Raw genomic sequence first — 21,907 nt, forward strand, 5'->3', positions numbered from 1 at the left:
CCCACCGGCATGGCCTTCATGGGGGTTGGGTTCATAGGCGTGGTGCCGGCACCTGGTCGAGCAGTTGCTGCAGCACCTGGTCGACCGACAGTCCCTCGATATCCAGCTCCGGGGCCAGGCGCACGCGGTGACGCAGCACGGCCAGGGCACAGCCCTTGATGTCGTCCGGCAGGACGAAGTCGCCGCCGCGGATCAGGGCACGGGCGCGTCCGCCACGGACCAGGGCGATCGAGGCCCGCGGCCCGGCGCCGAGGGCCAGGCCCGGCCAGCTGCGGGTGGCCCGCGCGATGCGCACGGCGTAGTCGAGCACCTGGTCGTCCAGGGCCAGGTCGCTGGCAATTTTCTGCAGGGCCTGCACGTCCTTGGCCTGCAGCAGAGTGCGCAGCGGGGTGACCTCGAGCATGTCGGCGCGGGTCGAGCGGGTGACCTGGCGGACCATGCGCAGCTCTTCGTCCTGCTCGGGGTAATCGATGCGCAGCTTGAGCATGAAGCGGTCCAGTTCGGCCTCGGGCAGCGGGTAGGTGCCTTCCTGCTCGATCGGGTTCTGCGTGGCCAGCACCATGAACGGCTGCGGTACCGCCAGGGCGCGGCCTTCCAGGGTCACCTGGCGCTCCTGCATCACCTCCAGCAGCGCAGCCTGGGTCTTGGCCGGCGCGCGGTTGATCTCGTCGGCCAGCAGCAGGTGGGTGAACACCGGGCCCTTGCGCAGCTTGAACTGTTCGCTGGCCAGGTCGTAGACCGCATGGCCGGTGACGTCGCTGGGCATCAGGTCGGGGGTGAACTGGATGCGCGCGAACTCGCCGCCGAAGCAGCGCGCCAGGGCACGCACCAGCAGGGTCTTGCCGAGGCCCGGCACGCCCTCGACCAGCACGTGGCCGCCGGCGATCAGGGCGGTGAGCACATCGTCGATCACCGCATTCTGGCCGATCAGCGCCTTCTGCAACTCCTGGCGCAGGGCCTGGGCGAGCTGACTGGCGCGCTGGCGTTGCTGGTTCGGATTGGTCGTGGTCGCGGCCGCCGGCGTGGCGGCCGCGGTAGGCGCGGCGGCCGTTGGGCTGCTCGGTTGTTCGGGCGTGTATTCGCTCATAGGGCATTCCTGAGGGCTTGCAGGTGGGCGACCTGGCGGGTGAAGTCGGCGGCGGCCAGACGCTGCTTGGGTTGTGGGCGCATGGCATGGCTGATGGTGCGGGTCGGCAGGCGGCTTAGGCGGCCGAGGACCTGCCACTGCTCGGCCACGCCCAGGCGTTCGTAGCCGGGATGACGCTGGCGGGCGCGGCGCTGGATGTCCTGCTGCAGGCCGAGCAGCAGGCGCTGCTGGCCGCTGCGCCGCAGCAGGAAGTCGGCGCTGCCGCGCAGGTGTTCGGCCAGTTGCCGGCGGCCCAGGCCGGCCGGCAACTGCAGCGGGCCCTGGCGCAGGCCCAGGTGCCAGAGGCCGAGGGCCAGCAGCAGGCCAAGGGCTGCCAGGGCCTGGGGGAAGTGGCGCAGCAGCAGGCTGAGCAGGTCGTCGCGTTCGGTACGGTAGAGCAGGGTCACGGCGCTGTCCTGGCCGAGGTACCAGAGCAGCCAGGCGTTGTCGTGGTCGGCGATCTTGTCGTTCTGCCAGATCCAGGCGTCGCTCAGCACGCTGATCAGGCCATCGCCATGGTAGAGCTGCAGCAGGTGGGTGGCGGCGTCGCTGTTGGCCCAGACATGGGCACGGTTCTCGCTGTCGTACAGGTGGAAGCCGGTGTCGAAACCGATATAGGCGGGCGCCTGCTCGTTCTCCAGATAGAGCTGGGTCAGCTCCGGGTAAGGGCTATCTTCGGCCGCATCGTCGGGCCGCGCCTCGGCTGGCGGATCCTGCTCGGCGTCTTGCTCTGGGGCGTCCTCGGCCTCGAGGTCATCGCTCTGGTATTGCTGGATGCCCAGGCGGTCGAGCAGCAGATCGCCGCTCTTGCCCTCATCTTCATCCCACAGGCGCTCGGCGACGAACAGCAGGTGACCGCCCTTGGCCGCCCAGGCCAGCAGGCGGTCGGCCTGCTTGGGCGTCATGTTCTGCCGGTCGCCGAGCAGCAGCAGGGTCTGGCCGGCGCTGGGCAGCGTCGGCAGCACCTGCAGGCCATCGGCGCGCTGCACCTGCAGGCCCTGGCGGCGCAGGAACAGCTCGGCGGCCAGGTAGGGGTTGGCTCGCGCTTGCGGCGCCGGGCCGTGCTCGAGGGTCTCCTGGTAGGGCTGCAGGCGGCCGAGCAAATAAATCAGTAGCAGGCCGAGGGCGAGCGTCAGGGCGGCGCCGATGAGAAACTGGCTGCGCCGGCTCATGGGCGGGCCCCCTGTTCGAACAGGCCGCGCCAGTCCGTGCAGAGCTCGGCCTTGAGCGGTTCGGGCGGCAGGCGATGGCCATAGGCGAGGTTCTGCCAGTGCTGGGTCAGGCGCTGGCTGAAGTCGCTCAGCTGCGCGTGCTCCAGGCCCTGCACCAGGCCCAGGACCTCGGCCTCGGTGTAGGCGCTTTTCAGGGGCAGTCGGTAATCATGCAGCAGGCGGCTGAGCAGGGCGCGGTAGAGCAGGCCGAGGGCCGCGCGCGGTTGCTCGTTCCAGAGCCGTTCGACTTCGCCGGCGACATCGTCGGGCAGGCTGTCCGGGGCGACCTCCAGGCCGAACAGCTGGCTGGGTGGCGGCTCCTTGGGCCGCCGCGCGGGCAGGCCCAGGCGCCCGCTGAAGGCACGCAACCAGTCGCCATAGCGCCAGATCAGCAGGGCGATCAGGGCGCACAGCGCGGCCCAGAGCAGCGCCTCGAAGAACAGGGCGATGCCGTCGAGCTGCTGCCACCACTCGGCCAGCTTGAGGAACTTGTCGATCAGCGCCTTGAGATCATCCGGGTTCGGCTCCTCCTCGGCCTGCTCCTCGCCCAGGCGCCAGCGGGTCACGGTTTCGCGGTGCTGGAACGGCGGCTGGTCGAGCAGCTGTTCGATGCTATGGCGCGACGCCTGGCTGCTCAGTGGTTGCTTGAGCAGGCGCGGGGCGTCCGGGCCCAGCGGGTCTGCCGGCTGGAGCTGGGCGGCGCTGGCGGCCATGGCCGGTGTCGGCGCCTGCACCAGCAGCAGGCCGGCACCCAGCAGCAGGGCGTAGGCCACGCCGCTCAGGCGCTGGCGCAACTGGCGGAATGCCAGTTCGATGTCCCAGGCTTCCAAGGCGGTGCGCCGGTTCAGGTAGAGAGTAAACCCGCAGGCGACATAGATCGGCTCCCAGAGGATCAGCAGCAGGACATAGAGCAGGTTGGACAGGTGTTCCAGCCACAGCCAGTCGCCGGCGCTGGCCTCGAACAGGCTCTGCCAGCTCCAGTTCATCTCGATCTGCTGCGGCAGCATCAGGTAGAACAGGCTGATCAGGCCCAACCACAGGGCCATCTCCAGGTGCATGCCGACCACCGTGAGCCAGGTGGCCGCGCCGGCATCGCGCTGGCCCAGCACCACCAGACGCTGGCTGCGCGCCTGCCCGGACAGACCTTCGAGCTGCAGCACCGGCAGGTCGAAGCTGCGGGTCGGGCTCAGCCGGCGCCAGGTCAGGCTGGCCAGCAGCTGAGGCTTGAGCAGGCCCGGCACGGCCCGCAGCGCCTGCTTGAGCGTCGGCGTATCGCCGAACAGGGCGTGGGAAAGGATATGCAGCGGCAGGCGCTCGAAGGCCGGCTTGAGCCACCAGAACAGCAGGATCGCCCAGCCGGGATGGTCCCACAGCAGCAGGCAGAGCAGGCCGAACAGCGGCAGGGTCAGCAGTGCCCAGCTGGCCATCAGCAGCGCGGCATGCCGGCGCGCCAGCAGCACTCCGAGGTCCAGGGCCTCCCAGGGGCTGCGTGGGCGAATCGCCACGCTGGCGTCAGTCAGGCGCATGGGCACTCCGTCCGGCCAGCAGCAGGTAGGCCAGCACCAGCAGCCAGAGACCGGCGCCGACGATGTACTTGAGGGTCGGGCTGGCCAGGGTCATCGAAGACCAGTAGGCCTCGATAAAGGCCGCCAGCAGCAGGAACAGGATGACCCCGCCGACCAGGCGCACGCCGCGCGCGGCGGCCAGGCGCAGGGCTTCGCTGCGCGGCAGGCGGCCCGGCGCGAGCAGGGCCCAGCCGAGTTTGAGACCGGCGGCGCCGGCCAGGGCGATGGCGGTCAGCTCGAAGGCACCATGGCCAATGACGAACGACCAGAAGGTCTGGCCGTAGCCAATCTGGCTGAGATGGCCGGCCACCGCGCCTATCATCAGGCCGTTGAACAGCAGGAAGAACAGGCTGCCCAGGCCCAGCAGCAGGCCGCTGGCGAAGGTCTGAAAGGCGATGCCGATGTTGTTCATGATGTAGTAGCCGAACATCAACCAGTCATCGCCCGAGTCGCGCTCGCCGAAGCGGCCGAGGCGCCGGGCGTCGGGGTCGTACATCTGCTCCATGCTCGCCACCTGCTCGGGATCGACCAGGCTGTAAACCAGCTCGGGAAACCGATAGACCAGCACGCCCATGAGCAACAGGCTGCCGAAGAACAGCAGGCTGGCGGCCAGCACGCAGCGCCATTCGGCCCGCACCAGGCGGGGGAAGCCGGCCAACACGAAGCCGAGCAACTGCGCACCGAGTGGACTGCGATGGCGGTAGAACTGCTGGTGGCCGCGCATGGCCAGCTGCTGCAACTGCTCGACCAGGTGGTTGCTGTAGCCACGCGCCTCGGCCAGCGCCAGCTGCTGGCAGATGCGCCGGTAGGCGGCGGCGAAGCCGGCGGACTGCGCAGCGTCGGCCTTGCCGCGCTCGAGCGCCTCGAGCTGAGCGGCGAAGGCCTGCCAGTCGGCCTGGTGACGACTCTCGAACAGGCTCTGTTTCATGTAGGCCCCAGCAAGCCGCGGGCGATGCCGTGGATCTGTTGCTGCGCCTGTTCGGCCGGCACCTGCAGCGGCTCGGCGAGAATCGCCGCCAACTCGTCACGGCGGGCGCTGGACAGGCCCTGGGCGCGCTCGGCAAAACCGAGCAGAGCGCGCTGTTCCTCGAGGCTGAGGGCGAAGGGCGCATGCAGCGCCTCGGCGTCGGGCAGGCTGGGGCGCGTGGGCGGCGTGTCGCGATAGACCACCAGGGTGCCGGCGGCGATATCGCCCAGGCGCTTGAAGGCCGGGTGATTGAGGCAGCTGAGAATGCCGAAGGTGTAGCCGAGCGGCAGCAGGTCGACGAAGCGCAGCAGGTTGCGGGTCAGCGAGGACGCCCAGCCGACCGGCGTGCCGTCATCATGGACCACGCGCAGGCCGAGCATCTGCTTGCCCGGTGAGCGCCCCTGGTTGAATACCTCGAACAGCACCATGTACCACCAGGTCACCAGGAACAGCAGGATGGTCGCCAGGCCCATGCCGAACTGGCCGAGCAGGGCGAGGATGATGAACATCAGCAGCAGCGCCAGGCCGCGAATCGCCAGGTCGATGGCGAAGGCCAGCGCGCGTGGCACCAGGCCGGCGGGGCGCAGGATCAGGTCGATGCCTTCCGGGGTTTCCACCCGGTAACGGGTGTCCAGTGCGGGGCGGCGTACGTGCGCCGGGCTGGCGACTGAGGAAAGCGGCATGGGCGGACTGCGTCGAAGAAAGCCCGATGCTAGCCAGCAGCGGGCGGGGAAGCAACCGGCCCCGTCCGGGGCCGGTGCGAGGGGGTTACTGGGCGGCCGGCAACACGCCGAAGATGGTGCGGTAGAGCACGCCCATGGCGATGACGAACAGCGGGATGCTCCACACCAGGCCGATGCCCAGGGGAATGACGCTGAGTATGGTGATCAGGCCGAGCAGCAGAAACAGGCCGAACACCTTGAACCAATGCTGGCTGATCGCCTTGCGCGACGCCTCCAGGGCTTGCCAGGGTGACAGGCCGCGTTCGACCACCAGTGGAATCGCCAGCATGTAGGCGATCGCCAGGTACAGACCGGGCAGGACCAACAGGAGCATGCCCAGGTAGATCAGCACCATCATCAGCACCGCGGTGATCACCAGCGGCAGCGTGCGGCCGAAGTGGCTGAATATTTCGTTGAAGCTCAGGGGCTGGTCGGCGGCGCGACGGATGCCGACCATGTTGATGCCGGCCATGAAGGGGTAGGCCACGGCCGACGACAGGATACTGATGAGCAACTGGCCAACGATCAGCGTCACGGGGTTCTCGTTCAAGGCGCCGAGGACGCCGAACACGCCACCGAGGACGAAGGAGGCCACCAGCATCACCACATAGAACACCAGGAAACCGCCCATGATGATGCCCTTGGTGCCTTTGATCCGTTGCCAGGATTCGCCGAGCAATTCGCCGATATTGAAGTCATAGCCGCGCGCCAGGGCCTGCTCGATGCTGGGTACCTGGTCGGCGCCGGGCACCTCGCGCAGCTCGCTGGCGGGGGCGGCGTAGGGATTGGGGCTGATGGTGTCACTCATGGCGGCTTCCTTTTCGGTGAGTGGTAGTCAGGCTAGCAACTCTATCGCCGCGGGGGCGGGGTCACAAGCGCTTGGCCGTTGTGGGCGTGCGCTGGATCAAGCTTATGCCTTGCCAGTTGCGGGCGGGTCGAATGCTAGACTGCCTCGGCCTTCGACTCAGGACATACCCCGTGACTTCCAGCCTTTTCTGGTACGACTACGAAACCACCGGCATCAATCCGCGCAGCGACCGCCCCTTGCAGGTCGCCGGGATTCGCACCGATGAGGCGCTCAACGAAATCGACGAGCCGCTGAATATCTACTGCCAGCCCAGCGACGATATCCTGCCCCATCCGGCTGCCTGCCTGGTCACCGGCATCACTCCTGGCCGCCTGGCCGAGCAGGGGCTGAGCGAGGCCGAGTTCATGGCGCGGGTGCATGCGGAGATGGCCCGGCCTGGCACCTGCACGGTCGGTTACAACAGCCTGCGCTTCGACGACGAGGTGACCCGTTACAGCCTCTACCGCAACTTCTTCGACCCCTATGCGCGCGAGTGGCAGGGCGGCAACAGTCGCTGGGATCTGATCGACCTGGTGCGTACCGCCTACGCCCTGCGCCCGGAAGGGATCGTCTGGCCGCAGGAGGAGGGCCGGGTCAGCCTGCGCCTGGAGCGTCTGACCGCGGCCAATGGCATCGATCATGGCCAGGCTCATGACGCCCTGTCCGATGTGCGCGCGACCATCGCCCTGGCGCGCCTGGTGCGCAGCGGCCAGCCCAAGTTATATGACTATCTGTATCGGCTGCGCAGCAAGCAGAAGGTGCTCGATCAGATTCGCCTGCTGGAGCCGATGGTGCATGTTTCCGGGCGTTTCGCCGGTGCGCGGCATTACCTGGCGCTGGTCTTGCCGCTGGCCTGGCACCCGCGCAACCGCAATGCCCTGATTGTTTGTGACCTGCAGGCCGACTTCGCGCCACTGCTCGATGAAGACGGCGCGACATTGCGCCAGCGCCTGTATACCCGACGCGAGCAATTGGCCGAGGGCCAGTTACCGGTGCCCCTGAAGTTGCTGCATATCAACCGTTGTCCGGTGGTGGCGCCATTGAGCGTGTTGCGCGCCGAAGATATACAGCGGTTGCAACTGGATATGGAGGAATACCAGCGTCGGGCAAAAACGCTGGTGGAGGCGAAGCCGCAGTGGCAGGACAAACTTGCCACCGTCTATGCCGAAGAGAGTTTTACCGCGGGAGAGGATCCGGAACAGCAACTGTATGATGGTTTTATTGGTGATCGCGACCGGCGCTTATGTGAGCAGGTGCGGCATGCCGATCCGCAACAATTGGCGACGGCCACCTGGCCGTTCGATGATGCGCGTTTGCCGGAGTTGTTGTTTCGTTATCGCGCGCGCAATTTCAGCGAAAGCCTGGATGTGGCGGAGCGGCAACGCTGGCAAGTGTTTTGTCAGCAGCGGCTAACTCGTCCCGAATATGGCGCACCCAATACCCTGGACGGTTTCGAGGCTGCGACCGAGGAGTTGTTTGCCACGGCATCGGCCGAACAGCAGGCCGTGCTGGCCGAATGGCGCGATTATGCCCGACAACTGCGCCTGCGCTATGCCCTGTAAACGTCCGGCTGGGCAACTGGCCTATTCAATCGCCAAACTCGATGGGCGGTATTGCCAGGCCTTGGTGGCGCTGGCGCGGTCTAATTAACGTATTCGCCGGTATTGCCAAGGCGGCTCAAGTGCTGCCCGCTGCCGGCGCTGTTGCCGGTCGCTGCTTAGTTGGCGAGCATTGGCGGCGGGCAGACATAAAAAACGCCAGCAGCGCTGGCGTTCTTCAAGTGCCGATATAAATCCGCAGGCTTAGCCCAGCAGAGTGGCCCAGCCTTCTACGACATCGCTGCCCCACTTGGCTTTCCACTCTTTCAGGGTCTTGTGGTTGCCGCCCTTGGTTTCGATCACTTCGCCGGTATGCGGATTCTTGTACTGCTTGACCTTGCGCGCACGCTTGGTCCCAGCAGGCTTGGCGGCCGCGCGTGGGGCCTTGGCGAGTTTGGCATCAGGGTCGAGCATGGCAATGATGTCGCGCAGGGATTTCTGGTATTCGCCCATCAGGGTGCGCAGTTTGCCCTCGAATTCCAGCTCTTTCTTCAGCTTGTCGTCTTGCGACATGTTCTTCAGGCGCTCTTGCAGCTCTTTGATGGCTTCTTCGGTGGCGCGGTATTCATTGATCAGCGACATGGGCTTACCTTAATAGGGCAATATGATGATGGGTGAAGTACCAGTAATAATAGTCAGGCACATATGACAAGTAAACAGATTTACTGGGAAATTCCAGTGCTGTTCAAACAATATGCTGAGCATTGTCCAGTCGCGCGCCCCGTTGTTTTCGGTTTTCTTGTGCAGAGGTTGTCCTGGGCGGCATTGCACAGGGCGATAACAGTCAAACTGCCCCCGTGTCCGGTATGGCCATTATTCGGGCTCACCGCTGCCCAGTTGCCTGGACGGACTACTGCAGTTTTCCTGCAGTGTGGCTAGAATGGCCGCCTTTGTGAGATTTCCGGAGTTTTCCCATGCGCACTTTTCGGCTGGTCATCGCCTGCCCGGACCGCGTCGGCATCGTGGCCAAGGTCGGTAACTTTCTGGCCACCTATAACGGTTGGATTACCGAGGCCAGTCATCATTCGGACGACCAGAACGGTTGGTTCTTTATGCGCCACGAGATTCGCGCCGACTCATTGCCGTTCGATCTCGATGGATTTCATCAGGCCTTTTCACCGATTGCCCGCGAGTTTTCCATGGAGTGGCGAATTACCGATTCGGCACAGAAAAAACGCGTGGTATTGATGGCCAGCCGCGAGTCGCATTGCCTGGCGGACTTATTGCACCGTTGGCACAGCGATGAGTTGGATTGCGATATTGCCTGTGTGATTTCCAATCACGATGACCTGCGCAGCATGGTCGAGTGGCACGGCATTCCCTACTATCATGTGCCGGTCGATGCACAGAACAAACAATCGGCTTTCGACGAAGTCGAGCGCCTGGTCAAGCAGCATGCCGCCGACGTCATAGTGCTGGCGCGTTACATGCAAATACTGCCGCCGGCGCTGTGTGCCGAGTATTCTCAGCGGGTAATCAATATCCACCACAGTTTCCTGCCTTCGTTTGTCGGCGCCAAGCCCTATCACCAGGCGTCACTACGCGGCGTCAAACTGATCGGGGCGACCTCGCACTATGTCACCGAAGAGCTGGATGCCGGCCCCATCATCGAGCAGGACGTGGTGCGTGTCAGTCACCGCGACAGCATCGAAGAGATGGTGCGCCTGGGTAAGGATGTGGAAAAAATGGTGTTGTCCCGTGGGCTACGCTATCACTTAGAAGACCGCGTATTGGTTCACAACAACAAGACGGTGGTGTTCGACTGATCGCCTTGTCGCGCATTAACCAGGGCTGGCTAAAGGAGTTTGCTGATGCTTAAGTCAATCAAGGTTCGGGACTACATGACCCGCCATCTGGTGACCTTCCGGTCCGACACCGACCTGTTCACGGCGATCAACCGTTTGCTGGAGCACCGGATTGCCGGTGCGCCCGTGGTGGATTCCCAGGGGCACCTGATCGGTCTGCTGTCCGAGGGCGACTGCCTGCGCGGCATCCTGTCGGGGGCTTACTACGAGGCAATCGGCGGCGTGGTCAGTTCCTACATGAGCACCGATCTCGAAACCATCTCGCCGGAAGTCGACGTCATCGAGGTCTCCGAGCGGTTTCTACGCGGTCGTCTTGGACGTCTTCCGGTGGTCGAGAATGGCCGCCTGATCGGCCAGATCAGCCGCAGCGACGTGCTGCGGGCGGTCAAGGAGTTCGCTCAGCACGACAAGGGCAAGCAGGCGAGCTGAAGGCCAGCCAGCACTCAGGCGGCCGGCAGATCGAACAGCAGGGCTTCGCCCCGTCCCTGGAGGGCGAGCGTGACGGGCTGGCGCCACTGCAGTCCGTCGCCGGCGCTCAGCCTGAGTGCCGGGCCGCTCAAGTCGCCTTCCAGCAGCTGCAGATAGAGCCAGCGTCCCGCGTCCAGTCGATAGTCCAGTGCGCCGCCCTGCCAGCGGTAAAGGGTCACGTCCTGGGCGATTTGCAGGGTACCGGCGGCGCCGTCCGGCGTGGCGATGGCCTGCAGCCCCTCGTACGCGCCGAATCCGCGTTGCTGATAGCTGGGGGGCAATCCGCGCTGCGCCGGCTCGATCCAGATTTGCATGAAATGCACCGGCTCGTGCGCGCTGGCATTGAACTCGCTATGGCGAATGCCGGTGCCAGCACGCATCAACTGGAATTCTCCGGCCGCGATCTCCTCGCGGGTCCCCAGCGAGTCCTGATGCGCCAGGGTGCCGCGGCGCACGTAGCTGATGATCTCCATGTCGCGATGGCCGTGGGTGGCGAAACCCGCGCCGGGGGCGACCCTGTCCTCGTTGATCACCCGCAAATGGGAAAAGCCCTGGAAACGTGGGTCCAGATAGCTGCCGAAGGAAAAACTGTGGTAACTGTGCAGCCAGCTAAGTTGGGTGTGGCCACGCTCGGCGGCCGGGCGGATCTGGTGCATGAGCGCCTCCTGAAGCGTCTAGAGGCGGTCATTGTGAGAAAGTGGGTGATCGATAAAAAGCGTAAATTTGCGCGGATACTTATCGATTCTGGTGATGTTTTCACGGCGGCCACTGGCCGCCTGACGGGGAGCGATGCATGAGCGAAGCAGGTGATCGGGCCGCCAGCCGGCCACCGCCGACCCTCGGCGAAGGCTGTGTGCGGCGTTACGATCTGCAGGCATTGGCCCCGGGCAGCGGCTGCGACTTTGCCGGCGCCGCGCAGTTATGGCAGGCGCTGCAGCAGGGCGTTGGTGACAAGGCCGAGCAAAGGCCGCAGGAATGAAACGGGGGCGCTCCATGAGCGCCCCCGCGGGTGTCGTCATGGCGGCGGCTAGATGCGGAAGCTGTCGACCAGGTGCTTCAGGCGAGTTGCCTGCTGTTCCAGGTCATCACAGGCCTGCAGGGTCGCCTGCAGGTTGATCACGCCGTCCTGGTTGAGGGTGTTGATCTCGATGATGTCCATGTTCAGCGACTCGATCACCGAGGTTTGTTCCTCGGTGGCGGTGGCCACCGATTGGTTCATGCCATCGATCTCGCCGATGCGCTGGGTCACGCTGCCCAGGCGCTCGCCGGCCTGGTTGGCGATTTCCACGCTTTCCTCGCTGTAGCGCTGGCTCTCGGTCATGGTGGTGACCGACTCGCGCGAGCCGACCTGCAGTTCCTCGATCATCTGCTCGATTTCCTGGGCCGACTCCTGGGTGCGATGGGCCAGGTTGCGCACCTCGTCGGCGACCACCGCGAAGCCCCGGCCCGCCTCGCCGGCGCGGGCGGCTTCGATGGCGGCGTTGAGCGCCAGCAGGTTGGTCTGCTGGGAGATGCTCTTGATCACTTCGAGGATCTGGCCGATGTTCACTGTCTTGCCGTTCAGGGTCTCGATATGGCCGCAGGAGGTGCTGATCTTGCCGGACAGGTCGTTCATCGCCCGGATGGTCTTCTCGACTACCTGGCGTCCGTCTTCGGCCTGCTGGCGGGCATCGGAGGCCTGGGTCGAGGCGTCCGCGGCATTGCGCGCGATTTCCTGGGCGGCGGCGCCGAGCTGATTGATCGCAGCCGCGACGCTGTTGGTGCGACTGGCCTGCTCGTCGGAATTGAGCATCGACGAGTTGGAGGCGCTGACCACCCGCTGGGCCACTTCGTTGACCTGGCTGGTGGCCGAGGACACCTCGCGGATCGAGGCATGGATGCGCTCGACGAAGCGGTTGAAGGCTCCGGCCAGTTCGCCGAATTCGTCCTTGGACTGGATGTCCAGACGCTTGGTCAGGTCACCCTCGCCCTGGGCGATGTCCTGCATGGTGCGGCTCAGGCTGTGCAGCGGCTGCATCAGGACGCGAATCAGCATGCCCAGCAGCCCCATGATCACGGCCACCGCGATCAGGGTGGCGATCAGCGCCGATGCCCGGAATTCGGTGAGCGCCGCGTAGGCCTTGCTCTTGTCGATGGACAGACCGACGTACCACTGCACGCTCGGCAAGCCCTTGACCGGGCTGAAGGTGAGGATGCGCGTGCTGCCGTTTTCCTCGGCCTCGCTGATCTCGCTGCTGATACGCGGGGTGTTCTTGGGGAACAGGTCGCCGAGCTTCTTCATCACCAGGTCCTGGTTCGGGTGAACCAGGATGGTGCCGTCGGCGCTGGCCAGGAAGGCGTAGCCGGTGCCGCCGAAGTCCAGGGCGTTGATGGTTTGTACCAAGGTCTTCAGGCTCAGGTCGCCGCCCACTACGCCGCTACCACGTACCGGGGTGGCAATGGTGATGATCAGCTCCTTGCTCGAGGCGTCGACATAGGGTTCGGTCAGGGTGGTGCCACCGGCATTGACCGCATCCTTGAACCAGGGGCGGGAGCGCGGGTCGTAGTCGTCCGGCAGTTCATCCTCCGGCCGCATGGTCATCTTGCCGTCGTCGCTGCCCAGGTAGGTGTACATGAAGGTGGAGGTCAGTGTCGACTGTTCGAGAAGCCTCACCAGCGCGCCTTGGCTGTTGTTGCCGGCAATCGACTGGGCCACGTTTTCCACCAGCAGGATGCGCCCGGACAACCAGCTTTCGATGTTGTTGGCGGTGGTGGTGCCCATGTCGTTCAGGTAGCTGTGCAGGTCGTCGGTGATAACCTTGCGCTGCAACGCATCGTTGTAGATCGAGAACAGAGCGAAGATGCTGATTACCACCAGCGAGGCCGCGAGCAGGATCTTGTGACTGAACTTGAGGTTGGAGGGCATCGGTATGCTGTCCTTCAGGTTTTGCCGCCTGCCCTGGCTGGCTGAATATTTCGCGCAGTGACTATGGTGAGTACTGGCAGTGTTTGGGGGGTAACCCCTGTATCGGACCAATAGACGATTGCTTTAACGGCGGAGGCACCGAGATGCGTGTAACTGAGATGTTGCTGGGGGCGGATCAGGCAGGTCAGCCGGTCGGGCAACCCTTGCGCCTGGCCAATCGCCACGGCCTGGTGGCCGGCGCCACCGGTACCGGCAAGACGGTGACGCTGCAACGCCTGATCGAGGATTTCAGCGATGCCGGCGTGGCGGTGTTTGCCGCCGACGTGAAGGGCGACCTCTGCGGCCTCGGCGCCCCTGGCGCGGCGCAGGGCAAGGTGGCCGAACGCATCGCCAGCATGCCCTGGCTCGAGCATCGGCCGACGGCCTATCCGCTGACGCTCTGGGATGTCGACGGCCAGAGCGGACACCCGCTGCGCACCACCCTGAGCGAGATGGGCCCCTTGCTGCTCGGCGCCCTGCTCGAGTTGACCGACAGCCAGCAGGCGGCGCTGTACGCCGCATTCAAGGTGGCGGACCGCGAAGGTCTGCTGCTGCTCGACCTGAAGGACCTCAAGGCCCTGCTGAATCACTTAAGGAGCCAGCCCCAGGTCCTTGGCGAGGACGCCGCGCTGTTCACCAGCGCCTCGGCGCAGGCCCTGCTGCGTCGCCTGGCGAGCCTCGAGCAGCAGGGCGCCGAGGCCCTGTTTGGCGAGCCGGCGGTGCAGCTGGAAGACCTCCTGCATCCCGACCGCGACGGCCGTGGACGCATTCACCTGCTCGACGCCAGCCGCCTGGTGCACGAGGCGCCCAAGGTCTATGCCACCTTTCTGTTGTGGTTGTTGGCCGAGTTGTTCGAGCAGCTGCCGGAGCGCGGCGATGCCGACAAGCCCGTGCTGGCGCTGTTTTTCGATGAGGCGCATCTGCTCTTCGCCGACACGCCCAAGGCGCTGCAGGAGCGGCTGGAACAGGTGGTGCGGCTGATCCGTTCGAAGGGCGTCGGGGTGTATTTCGTCACCCAGTCGCCGGGCGATCTGCCGGATGACATCCTGGCCCAGCTCGGCCTGCGCATCCAGCACGGCCTGCGTGCCTTCACCGCCAGGGAACAGAAGGCCTTGCGTGCAGTGGCCGACGGCTTCCGCCCCAACCCGGCCTTCGACACCCTGGGCGTGTTGACCGAGCTGGGCATCGGCGAGGCGCTGGTCGGCACCCTGGAGGAGCGCGGCACCCCGGCGATGGTGCGGCGCGTGGCCATCGCGCCGCCGCAGTCGCGTATCGGCCCGCTGAGCGAGCATGAACGAGCCGATCTGATCCAGCAGTCGCCGCTGGCCGGGCGCTACGACAAGCCAGTGGATCGCGAGTCGGCCTACGAGCTGCTGCTTGCCCGCGCGGCCCAGGCCAGTCCCGAGGTGGCCAAGCCGCAGGCAGACGCCAAGGCGGAGCCCGACATCGGCAGCATGGCGGGTGATCTGCTCGGCAGCCTGGCCAGCCAGGCGATGAAGAGCGCTGTGCGTCAGGTGGCCAACCAGATAGGCCGGCAGCTGGTACGCGGCTTGATGGGCTCGTTGCTGGGCAATAAAAGGCGCTAATTCAAGACTCGCCCCCTCGCCCTTGTCACGGCAAGGGCGAGGGGGCGGTCAGTGCGCTGTGCAATGACCGGCGATCAAGGCTGATCGGGCTTTTCGGTCTTGGCTTTCAGATCTTTCTCGATTCGTTCCAGTTCTTTCTCGAAGGCCTGGTCGAGCAGATTGCTCTTCTTGCGCCACGGCTTGCGCTCGGGATCCGGTTGAGCGGCGTAAGTAATGACCTCTCCGCCGTATACGTCCTTGTAACGTTGCGCCTGGCGCTCTAGTTCGGCGCGCAGTTCGTCTTTCGTCACATGATTACCTATGGTCTTGTTGCATCGAGGGCGACAACGCAAGACTTGATAGCTTGCTGCTACGGTCGCCGATTTTGTTACGGTCTATGCCGCCGATATGGCAGTGGAATAGCGCACAGGAGGTTTTGCTATTCGACTATTTCTCAATAAAAACAGTCAATTACAGATAATCAACGGCTTTTATGAATACTGTTTATAACAGCATGCTATCAAGTATGGCGATCGTGCAGTAAATGTCTAGTGCTGCGTGATTCAATAGCCATTGGTGTTGGCAGTCTATTGCCGGCGGTAACGGGACGCCGAACAATTCGCGCACTCCGCAATGATCGCTTGTCAGTGCGCAGCCCGGTTGCGCCTATTGGCATGCACCCGACCGGGTAACTGACGAAACCCTGCAGTCATTCCAAGTAGTTGCGTTATGGGTTGTTTAGCGCGGAAAACCGTTCGCTCAGTTGTTGTCGGTCAAAGTGTTCGACCAGGCTGTCGATGAATACGCGGGTCTTCGTCGGCAGCAATCTATGGCCGGAGAAATACACCGAGACATGCCCGGCGTCGACGTACCAGTCCGGCAGCACCCGGATCAGGCTGCCGCGCTTCAGGTAGCGCAAGCTGTGCGGCAGGCTGACCAAGGCGATACCCAGGCCCATCTCGGCGACCAGGCAGGCGGCGTCCGGGTCGCTCATGGTCATGCGCGTCCTCAGTTCGATGGCTGCCTCGGCGTGCTCACGGTTGTGCAGCGCCCAGGGCCGCACCTTGCCGGTCTGCGGCGAGCGAATCAGGATGCCGGCGTGCTGCGCCAGATGCGCCGGCGTCGTCGGGGCCGGGTGCTCGGCCAGATAAGCGGGGGAGGCCACCAGGATGCGGTGTGCCGGCGCGAGCTTGCGCGCGACGACTCCCGGCGACAGTTCCATGGCGCCGCTGATGGCCGCATCGAAGCCCTGTCCGATCAGGTCGATCGGCCGGTTGTCGAAGTGCCAGTCGGGTGAGATCGCCGGGTAGCGCTGGAGAAACTCGGCGAGCATCGGCAGCACGTATTCATGGCCGAAAGTCGCCCCCATGCTGACCTTGAGGATTCCGGCCGGTTGGCCGGCGTTGCTCGCCAGATTGGCCAGGGCGCTCTGGATGCTGGTCAGGCCGCCGCGGACCTCGCCGAGGAAGCGCTCACCGGCGTCGGTCAGGGTCAGGCGGCGGGTGCTGCGTTGGAACAGGCGCACGCCCAGGCTGGCCTCCAGCTTGGCCACATTCTTGCCCACCGCCGCCGGAGTCAGTCCCAGGCGGCGTGCGGCCTCGGCGAAGCTGCCGGACTCGGCGCTGCGGACGAAGCATTCGAGGCTGCTGAGGGTTTCCATGATTCTTTATAAACCGTTGGTATCGACTGAATAGAGTGATTGATGGCTTATCGGTAGGCAATAGCCGGCGGATACTCGATTCGACCCTGGGCAAATCGCCCACTACTTTCGGAGCACGAGCATGTCGAATACGACCCGCAATTCTCTCAACCTGGCCGGCAAGGTCGCCCTTGTTCAAGGTGGTTCGCGTGGCATAGGCGCGGCCATTGCCCGTCGTCTGGCCGACGAAGGCGCTGCGGTCGCCATCACCTTCATCAGTTCGCCGGACAAGGCCGCCGAACTGGTGCGCAGCATCGAGGCCGGCGGCGGCCGGGCCCTGGCGATCCAGGCCGACAGCGCCGATGCCGAGGCGGTACGGGGCGCGGTGAACCAGACCGTGGAGCACTTTGGTCGCCTCGACGTCCTGGTCAACAACGCCGGCGTGCTGGCCATCGCACCGATCGAGGCGTTCAGCCTGGAGGACTTCGACCGCACCCTGGCGGTCAACGTGCGCAGCGTATTCGTCGCCAGCCAGGAAGCGGCCCGGCACATGGGCGATGGCGGGCGCATCATTACCATCGGCAGCACCAACGCCGAGCGCATGCCGTTCGCCGGCGGTAGCGTCTATGCCATGAGCAAGTCGGCCATCGTCGGCCTGACCCGTGGCCTGGCGCGCGATCTCGGCCCCCGCGGGATCACCGTCAACAACGTGCAACCGGGGCCGGTGGACACCGACATGAACCCGGCCGACAGCGAATTTGCCGACAGCCTGATCGGTCTGATGGCGGTCGGACGCTACGGCCGGGCCGAGGAAGTCGCCGCCTTCGTCGCCTACCTCGCCGGTCCCGAGGCGGGCTACATCACTGGCGCCAGCCTGACCATCGACGGCGGTTTCGCCGCCTGAACCAGCGCGACTGCAAAGCCCTGCCGGATGTCACGGCGGGGCTTCTGGCGCCGGTCTGGTCTTTGCCGCGCGAATCTATAGCGCTTTGTCGCCTCTGGCATTTCCTCGCGTCGACATAACTGCGATCCTCGGCGGCTATCGATGCACGCCCACAACATGAGGTCGCCATGCAGATCAGCTCCAACTTCGACAGCGGCAATATCGAGGTCATCGATGCCAGCAACCCGCGCCAGGTGCAGCTGGCCATGCGGCCCGACCTCAACAGCCATCACTTCCAGTGGTTCCACTTCAAGGTCGAGGGGCTGACACCGGGCCAAACTTACGGCTTCAGCCTGACCAATGCCGGTGAGTCCGCCTACCGGCATGCCTGGACCGGCTATCACGCCGTCGCCTCCTACGATCAGCGCGACTGGTTTCGCGTGCCCAGTCGTTTCGAGGACGGCGCCCTGCACTTCGAGTTGGCGCCGAGTGAGGCGCAGGTCTGGTTCGCCTATTTCGAGCCCTACAGCCGCGCGCGGCATGACTGGCTGATCGAGCAGGCGCTGAGCAAGGCGGGGGCCGAACTGGTCGCCACCGGCAAGAGCCTCGAGGGCCGCGACATCCAGTTGCTGCGGGTCAGGCGCAACCCGGAGGCCCGGCGCCCCGATGCTCGGCGTTTGGACGCCCCGCGCAAGGTCTGGATCATCGCCCAGCAGCACCCCGGCGAGCACATGGCCGAATGGTTCATGGAGGGGCTGATCGAGCGGCTGCAGCAAGGTGACGACGCCGAGCTGAAGGCGCTGCTGGCGCAGGCCGAGCTGTATCTGGTGCCGAACATGAACCCCGATGGCGCCTTCCGTGGCCACCTGCGCACCAATGCCGCCGGCACCGACCTCAACCGCGCCTGGCAGTCGGCCAGTGCGGCGGCGAGCCCAGAGGTGCTGTTCGTCCAGGAGCAGATGCGCCGGGTCGGTGTCGACCTGTTCCTCGACATCCACGGCGACGAGGAGATTCCCCACGTGTTTACCGCCGGTTGCGAGGGCAACCCGGGTTACAGCCCGCGCCTGGCCCAACTGGAAGAAGAATTCCGCCGCCGTCTGGTCGACATCGGCGCCGAATTCCAGACCGCGTTCGGCTACCCGCGCGACGAGCCCGGCCGGGCCAATACCACCCTGGCCTGCAACGCGGTGGGCATGGCGTTCGACTGCCTGGCGTTCACCATCGAGATGCCGTTCAAGGATCACGACGACCGCCCGGCACCGCAGACCGGCTGGAACGGCGCGCGCTCCAAGCTACTGGCCAAGGATGTGCTCAGTGTGGTGGCGGCGATGGTCGGCAGCCTTCGCTGAAAACGACGAAGCCCGGCGCGTGGCCGGGCTTCGGGTTTATCGGTAGCGCCATCCGGCGTGGCCGAACAGAGCCCGCCGAGGCCTCAGCCGCGGTAGTAGCGCTGCGGCACGAACGGGGTCTTGGCGACCTTCATCGGCACGCGCTTGCCGCGCACCAGCGCCCAGACTTCGCTGTCCACGGCGTTGTGCCCGCTCTGCACGTAGCCCATGGCGACCGGGGCGCCCAGAGTCGGGCCGAAACCGCCGCTGCACACCGAGCCGATCGGGTTGCCGTCGGCGTCGACGATTTCCGCGCCTTCGCGCACCGGCACCCGTTCCTGCGGCAGCAGGCCGACGCGCTTGCTGGCCACGCCTTCGCGCTGCTGGGCGAAGATCCGCTCGGCGCCGGGGAAGCCGCCGGCGCGCACGCCGTCGGCGCGACGCGCCTTGGAGATGGCCCACAGCAGGCTGGCCTCGATCGGCGTGGTGGCCGTGCTCATGTCATGGCCGTACAGGCACAGGCCGGCTTCCAGGCGCAGCGAGTCCCGCGCGCCGAGACCGATCGCCTCGACTTCCGGTTCGGCCAGCAGGCTGCGCGCCAGGGTTTCGGCGTGCTCGGCCGGCACCGAGATCTCGTAGCCGTCTTCGCCGGTGTAGCCAGAGCGGCTGACATAGCAGTCGACGCCGAGCAGGCGCACCGGGGCGAACTGCATGAAGGTCATCTTGGCGACTTCCGGCGCCAGGCGCGCCAGCACGTCCACCGCCTTGGGGCCCTGCAGGGCGAGCAGGGCGCGGTCGAAGCGCGACTCGATCTGGCACTGGCTGGCGATATGCTGCTGCAGGTGCATCAGGTCCTGCTGCTTGCAGGCGGCGTTGACCACCAGGAACAGGCAGTCGTCGCCCAGGTTGGCGACCATCAGGTCGTCGAGGATGCCGCCGTTCTCATCGGTGAACATGGCATAGCGCTGCATGCCCACCGGCAGGTCGATGATGTCCACCGGTACCAGGCTTTCCAGGGCCTTGGCCGCGTTCGGCCCGCGCAGGATGATCTGGCCCATGTGCGAGACGTCGAACAGGCCGGCGGCATCGCGGCAGTGCAGGTGCTCCTTCATCACGCCGAGCGGGTACTGCACCGGCATCTCATAGCCGGCAAAGGGCACCATGCGGGCGCCGAGTTCCAGGTGCAGGGCGTGCAGCGGGGTTTTCGCCAGGGTTTCGCTGGTCATGCAGAGTCTCCGGTAGGGTGCGCCAGGCGCACCGGTCTTGGTCAGGGGTGCGCCACGGGCGCACGGGGTAAGGGTCTAGAACTTCAGCACTCGATGATGTTGACGGCCAGGCCGCCGCGGGCGGTTTCCTTGTACTTGCTCTTCATGTCGGCGCCGGTCTGGCGCATGGTGCGGATCACCTTGTCGAGCGACACATAGTGCTGGCCGTCGCCGCGCAGGGCCATGCGCGCGGCGTTGATCGCCTTGACCGAGGCCATGGCGTTGCGTTCGATGCACGGCACCTGAACCAGGCCGCCGATCGGGTCGCAGGTCAGGCCGAGGTTGTGCTCCATGCCAATCTCGGCGGCGTTCTCCACCTGGGCGACGCTGCCGCCGAGCACTTCGCACAGGGCGCCGGCGGCCATCGAGCAGGCCACGCCGACCTCGCCCTGGCAGCCGACCTCAGCACCGGAGATCGAGGCGTTCTCCTTGTAGAGGATGCCGATCGCCGCGGCGGTGAGCAGGAAGCGCACCACGCCGTCCTCGTTGGCCCCGGGGATGAAGCGCATGTAGTAGTGCAGCACCGCCGGCACTATTCCGGCCGCGCCATTGGTCGGAGCGGTCACCACGCGGCCGCCGCTGGCGTTTTCCTCGTTCACCGCCAGGGCATAGAGGTTGACCCAGTCGAGCACGCTCAGCGAGTCGCGCAGGCTGGCCTCCGGATGCTGGCTCAGCTGGCGGTAGAGCGCAGCGGCGCGGCGCTTGACCTTGAGCCCGCCGGGCATGATGCCTTCATGGCGGCAACCAGCCGCGACGCAGTCCTGCATCACCTGCCAGATCTTCATCAGCCCCTCGCGGGTCTCGGCCTCGGGGCGCCAGGCCGCCTCGTTGGCCAGCATCACCTGACTGATCGACAGGTTGTGCGCGGCGCACTGCTCGAGCAGTTGCTTGGCGTTCTTGAAGGGGTAGGCCAGGGGCGTGCGGTCCTCGACGATGCGGTCGGCGCCGGCAGCTTCCTCGTCGACCACGAAGCCGCCACCCACCGAGTAGTACTCGCGCGCGCGCAGTTGCAGGCCGGCGCCGTCGAAGGCGCGGAAGATCATGCCGTTGGGGTGGTAGGGCAGGGGTTTGCGAATCATCGCCAGGTGTTCTTTCTCGACGAAGCGAATGGCCTTCTCGCCGAGCAGCTTGAGTTCGCCGGCCTTGCGCAGGGCGGCCAGGCGCGGCTCGATGGTGCTGGTGTCGATGGTGTCGGGCTGGTCGCCCTCCAGGCCCAGCAGCACGGCCTTGTCGCTGCCGTGGCCCTTGCCGGTGGCACCGAGCGAGCCGTACAGCTCGACCTTGACCGATTCGGTATTGGCCAGCAGATCGTCGCGGCGCAGGCCCTCGACGAAGCGCACGGCGGCACGCATCGGCCCGACGGTGTGCGAGCTGGAGGGGCCGATGCCGATTTTGAACAGATCGAAAACGCTGAGTGACATGGTGATCTCCTGCTTCTGGTCGTGCTGGCGGGGCGAGCCCTGCGGGCGCGGGCGATGCCCGTGCCTGGCGATCAGCAAAGAAGCCTAGTTATCTATTCAGCGTAGACCGGGAAGGTGGCGCACAGGTCGGCGACCTGACCGCGAACCCGTTCGATCACGGCGGGGTTGTCCAGGTCGGCGAGGATGTCGCAGATCCAGCCGGCCAATTCGCGGCACTCGCCTTCCTTGAAGCCGCGGGTGGTGACCGCCGGGGTACCGATGCGCAGGCCCGAGGTGACGAACGGCGACTGCGGGTCGTTCGGCACGGAGTTCTTGTTGACGGTAATACCGACGCGACCCAGGGCGGCGTCGGCGTCCTTGCCGGTCAGGCCCTGCTTGATCAGGCTGAGCAGGAACAGGTGGTTGTCGGTGCCGCCGGAGACCACCTCGTAGCCGCGATCGATGAACACCTTGGCCATGGCCTGGGCGTTCTTGATCACCTGGGCCTGGTAGTCCTTGAACTCGGGCTCCAGGGCTTCCTTGAAGCACACCGCCTTGGCCGCGATCACGTGCA

Annotated in this window: 21 protein-coding genes; 7 read left to right on the top strand and 14 right to left on the bottom strand. The window is 65.5% G+C overall.

Features of this window, described 5'->3' with window-relative positions; translation table 11 throughout:
• Nucleotides 1-31 precede the first annotated feature (31 nt).
• The 6 genes from AB5S05_RS06885 to AB5S05_RS06910 all read right to left on the bottom strand — a co-directional run bounded on the left by AB5S05_RS06885 (nucleotide 32) and on the right by AB5S05_RS06910 (nucleotide 6,399).
• Nucleotides 32-1,087, bottom strand: coding sequence for an AAA family ATPase (locus tag AB5S05_RS06885; RefSeq protein WP_369286750.1), 1,056 nt, complete (start codon nucleotides 1,085-1,087; stop codon nucleotides 32-34).
• Complete coding sequence (locus AB5S05_RS06890; protein WP_369286751.1) at nucleotides 1,084-2,298, bottom strand: DUF4350 domain-containing protein; 1,215 nt, start codon at nucleotides 2,296-2,298, stop codon at nucleotides 1,084-1,086. The genes AB5S05_RS06885 and AB5S05_RS06890 overlap by 4 nt, the downstream gene beginning before the upstream one ends.
• Entirely contained in the window at nucleotides 2,295-3,863 is a 1,569-nt protein-coding gene (locus AB5S05_RS06895; RefSeq protein ID WP_369286752.1) for a DUF4129 domain-containing protein, read from the bottom strand. The genes AB5S05_RS06890 and AB5S05_RS06895 overlap by 4 nt, the downstream gene beginning before the upstream one ends.
• Nucleotides 3,850-4,830 (bottom strand): stage II sporulation protein M, encoded by a 981-nt coding sequence (locus AB5S05_RS06900; RefSeq protein WP_369286753.1) that lies wholly within the window; start codon nucleotides 4,828-4,830, stop codon nucleotides 3,850-3,852. Before AB5S05_RS06900 ends, AB5S05_RS06895 begins: the two co-directional genes overlap by 14 nt.
• A complete protein-coding gene (locus AB5S05_RS06905; RefSeq protein ID WP_369286754.1) occupies nucleotides 4,827-5,552 on the bottom strand; it encodes an RDD family protein in 726 nt (241 codons plus the stop codon). The genes AB5S05_RS06900 and AB5S05_RS06905 overlap by 4 nt, the downstream gene beginning before the upstream one ends.
• A gap of 85 nt (nucleotides 5,553-5,637) precedes the next feature.
• Entirely contained in the window at nucleotides 5,638-6,399 is a 762-nt protein-coding gene (locus AB5S05_RS06910) for a hypothetical protein (protein ID WP_369286755.1), read from the bottom strand.
• A gap of 131 nt (nucleotides 6,400-6,530) precedes the next feature.
• Here AB5S05_RS06910 and sbcB point away from each other — a divergent pair, with 131 nt between their 5' ends.
• The gene (sbcB, locus tag AB5S05_RS06915; RefSeq protein ID WP_369286756.1) at nucleotides 6,531-8,000 is read left to right on the top strand and encodes an exodeoxyribonuclease I; all 1,470 of its coding nucleotides are present in this window, start codon (nucleotides 6,531-6,533) and stop codon (nucleotides 7,998-8,000) included.
• Nucleotides 8,001-8,240: 240 nt separating this feature from the next.
• On the opposite strand, the gene mvaT is transcribed toward sbcB, so the two are convergent.
• Nucleotides 8,241-8,618 (bottom strand): histone-like nucleoid-structuring protein MvaT, encoded by a 378-nt coding sequence (mvaT, locus tag AB5S05_RS06920; protein WP_369286757.1) that lies wholly within the window; start codon nucleotides 8,616-8,618, stop codon nucleotides 8,241-8,243.
• 332 nt (nucleotides 8,619-8,950) lie between these two features.
• Here mvaT and purU point away from each other — a divergent pair, with 332 nt between their 5' ends.
• Complete coding sequence (purU, locus tag AB5S05_RS06925; RefSeq protein WP_369286758.1) at nucleotides 8,951-9,802, top strand: formyltetrahydrofolate deformylase; 852 nt, start codon at nucleotides 8,951-8,953, stop codon at nucleotides 9,800-9,802.
• A gap of 45 nt (nucleotides 9,803-9,847) precedes the next feature.
• On the top strand, nucleotides 9,848-10,270 hold the full coding sequence (locus AB5S05_RS06930) for a CBS domain-containing protein (RefSeq protein WP_369286759.1): 423 nt from the start codon (nucleotides 9,848-9,850) through the stop codon (nucleotides 10,268-10,270).
• 14 nt (nucleotides 10,271-10,284) lie between these two features.
• On the opposite strand, the gene AB5S05_RS06935 is transcribed toward AB5S05_RS06930, so the two are convergent.
• The gene (locus AB5S05_RS06935) at nucleotides 10,285-10,965 is read right to left on the bottom strand and encodes a pirin family protein (RefSeq protein WP_369286760.1); all 681 of its coding nucleotides are present in this window, start codon (nucleotides 10,963-10,965) and stop codon (nucleotides 10,285-10,287) included.
• A gap of 137 nt (nucleotides 10,966-11,102) precedes the next feature.
• On the opposite strand from AB5S05_RS06935, the gene AB5S05_RS06940 reads away from it, so the two are divergent.
• Nucleotides 11,103-11,288: a hypothetical protein gene (locus AB5S05_RS06940; RefSeq protein ID WP_369286761.1), complete on the top strand. Its 186-nt coding sequence runs from the start codon at nucleotides 11,103-11,105 to the stop codon at nucleotides 11,286-11,288.
• Nucleotides 11,289-11,336: 48 nt separating this feature from the next.
• On the opposite strand, the gene AB5S05_RS06945 is transcribed toward AB5S05_RS06940, so the two are convergent.
• On the bottom strand, nucleotides 11,337-13,214 hold the full coding sequence (locus tag AB5S05_RS06945) for a methyl-accepting chemotaxis protein (RefSeq protein WP_369286762.1): 1,878 nt from the start codon (nucleotides 13,212-13,214) through the stop codon (nucleotides 11,337-11,339).
• A gap of 143 nt (nucleotides 13,215-13,357) precedes the next feature.
• Here AB5S05_RS06945 and AB5S05_RS06950 point away from each other — a divergent pair, with 143 nt between their 5' ends.
• Nucleotides 13,358-14,839, top strand: a complete 1,482-nt coding sequence (locus tag AB5S05_RS06950) for a helicase HerA-like domain-containing protein (protein ID WP_369286763.1) — start codon at nucleotides 13,358-13,360, stop codon at nucleotides 14,837-14,839.
• Nucleotides 14,840-14,913: 74 nt separating this feature from the next.
• Here the strand turns inward: AB5S05_RS06950 and AB5S05_RS06955 are convergent, their stop codons facing one another.
• Together AB5S05_RS06955 and AB5S05_RS06960 are read right to left on the bottom strand one after the other, a co-directional pair.
• The gene (locus tag AB5S05_RS06955; RefSeq protein WP_369286764.1) at nucleotides 14,914-15,129 is read right to left on the bottom strand and encodes a hypothetical protein; all 216 of its coding nucleotides are present in this window, start codon (nucleotides 15,127-15,129) and stop codon (nucleotides 14,914-14,916) included.
• A 416-nt stretch (nucleotides 15,130-15,545) separates the two neighbouring features.
• Complete coding sequence (locus tag AB5S05_RS06960) at nucleotides 15,546-16,478, bottom strand: LysR family transcriptional regulator (RefSeq protein ID WP_369286765.1); 933 nt, start codon at nucleotides 16,476-16,478, stop codon at nucleotides 15,546-15,548.
• 121 nt (nucleotides 16,479-16,599) lie between these two features.
• On the opposite strand from AB5S05_RS06960, the gene AB5S05_RS06965 reads away from it, so the two are divergent.
• Nucleotides 16,600-17,361, top strand: a complete 762-nt coding sequence (locus AB5S05_RS06965; RefSeq protein ID WP_369286766.1) for a 3-oxoacyl-ACP reductase family protein — start codon at nucleotides 16,600-16,602, stop codon at nucleotides 17,359-17,361.
• 167 nt (nucleotides 17,362-17,528) lie between these two features.
• Complete coding sequence (locus AB5S05_RS06970) at nucleotides 17,529-18,689, top strand: M14 family metallopeptidase (RefSeq protein ID WP_369286767.1); 1,161 nt, start codon at nucleotides 17,529-17,531, stop codon at nucleotides 18,687-18,689.
• 83 nt (nucleotides 18,690-18,772) lie between these two features.
• Here the strand turns inward: AB5S05_RS06970 and gcvT are convergent, their stop codons facing one another.
• The 3 genes from gcvT to AB5S05_RS06985 form a co-directional block, all read right to left on the bottom strand.
• Nucleotides 18,773-19,894 (bottom strand): glycine cleavage system aminomethyltransferase GcvT, encoded by a 1,122-nt coding sequence (gcvT, locus tag AB5S05_RS06975; protein ID WP_369286768.1) that lies wholly within the window; start codon nucleotides 19,892-19,894, stop codon nucleotides 18,773-18,775.
• Nucleotides 19,895-19,977: 83 nt separating this feature from the next.
• Nucleotides 19,978-21,354: an L-serine ammonia-lyase gene (locus AB5S05_RS06980; protein ID WP_369286769.1), complete on the bottom strand. Its 1,377-nt coding sequence runs from the start codon at nucleotides 21,352-21,354 to the stop codon at nucleotides 19,978-19,980.
• Between the two features lie 92 nt (nucleotides 21,355-21,446).
• The coding region (locus tag AB5S05_RS06985) for a PLP-dependent aminotransferase family protein (protein WP_500179925.1) at nucleotides 21,447-21,907 on the bottom strand (461 nt) is incomplete at its 5' end.

The sequence above is a fragment of the Pseudomonas zhanjiangensis genome (assembly GCF_041027545.1).
GTDB classification, from domain to species: domain Bacteria; phylum Pseudomonadota; class Gammaproteobacteria; order Pseudomonadales; family Pseudomonadaceae; genus Aquipseudomonas; species Aquipseudomonas zhanjiangensis.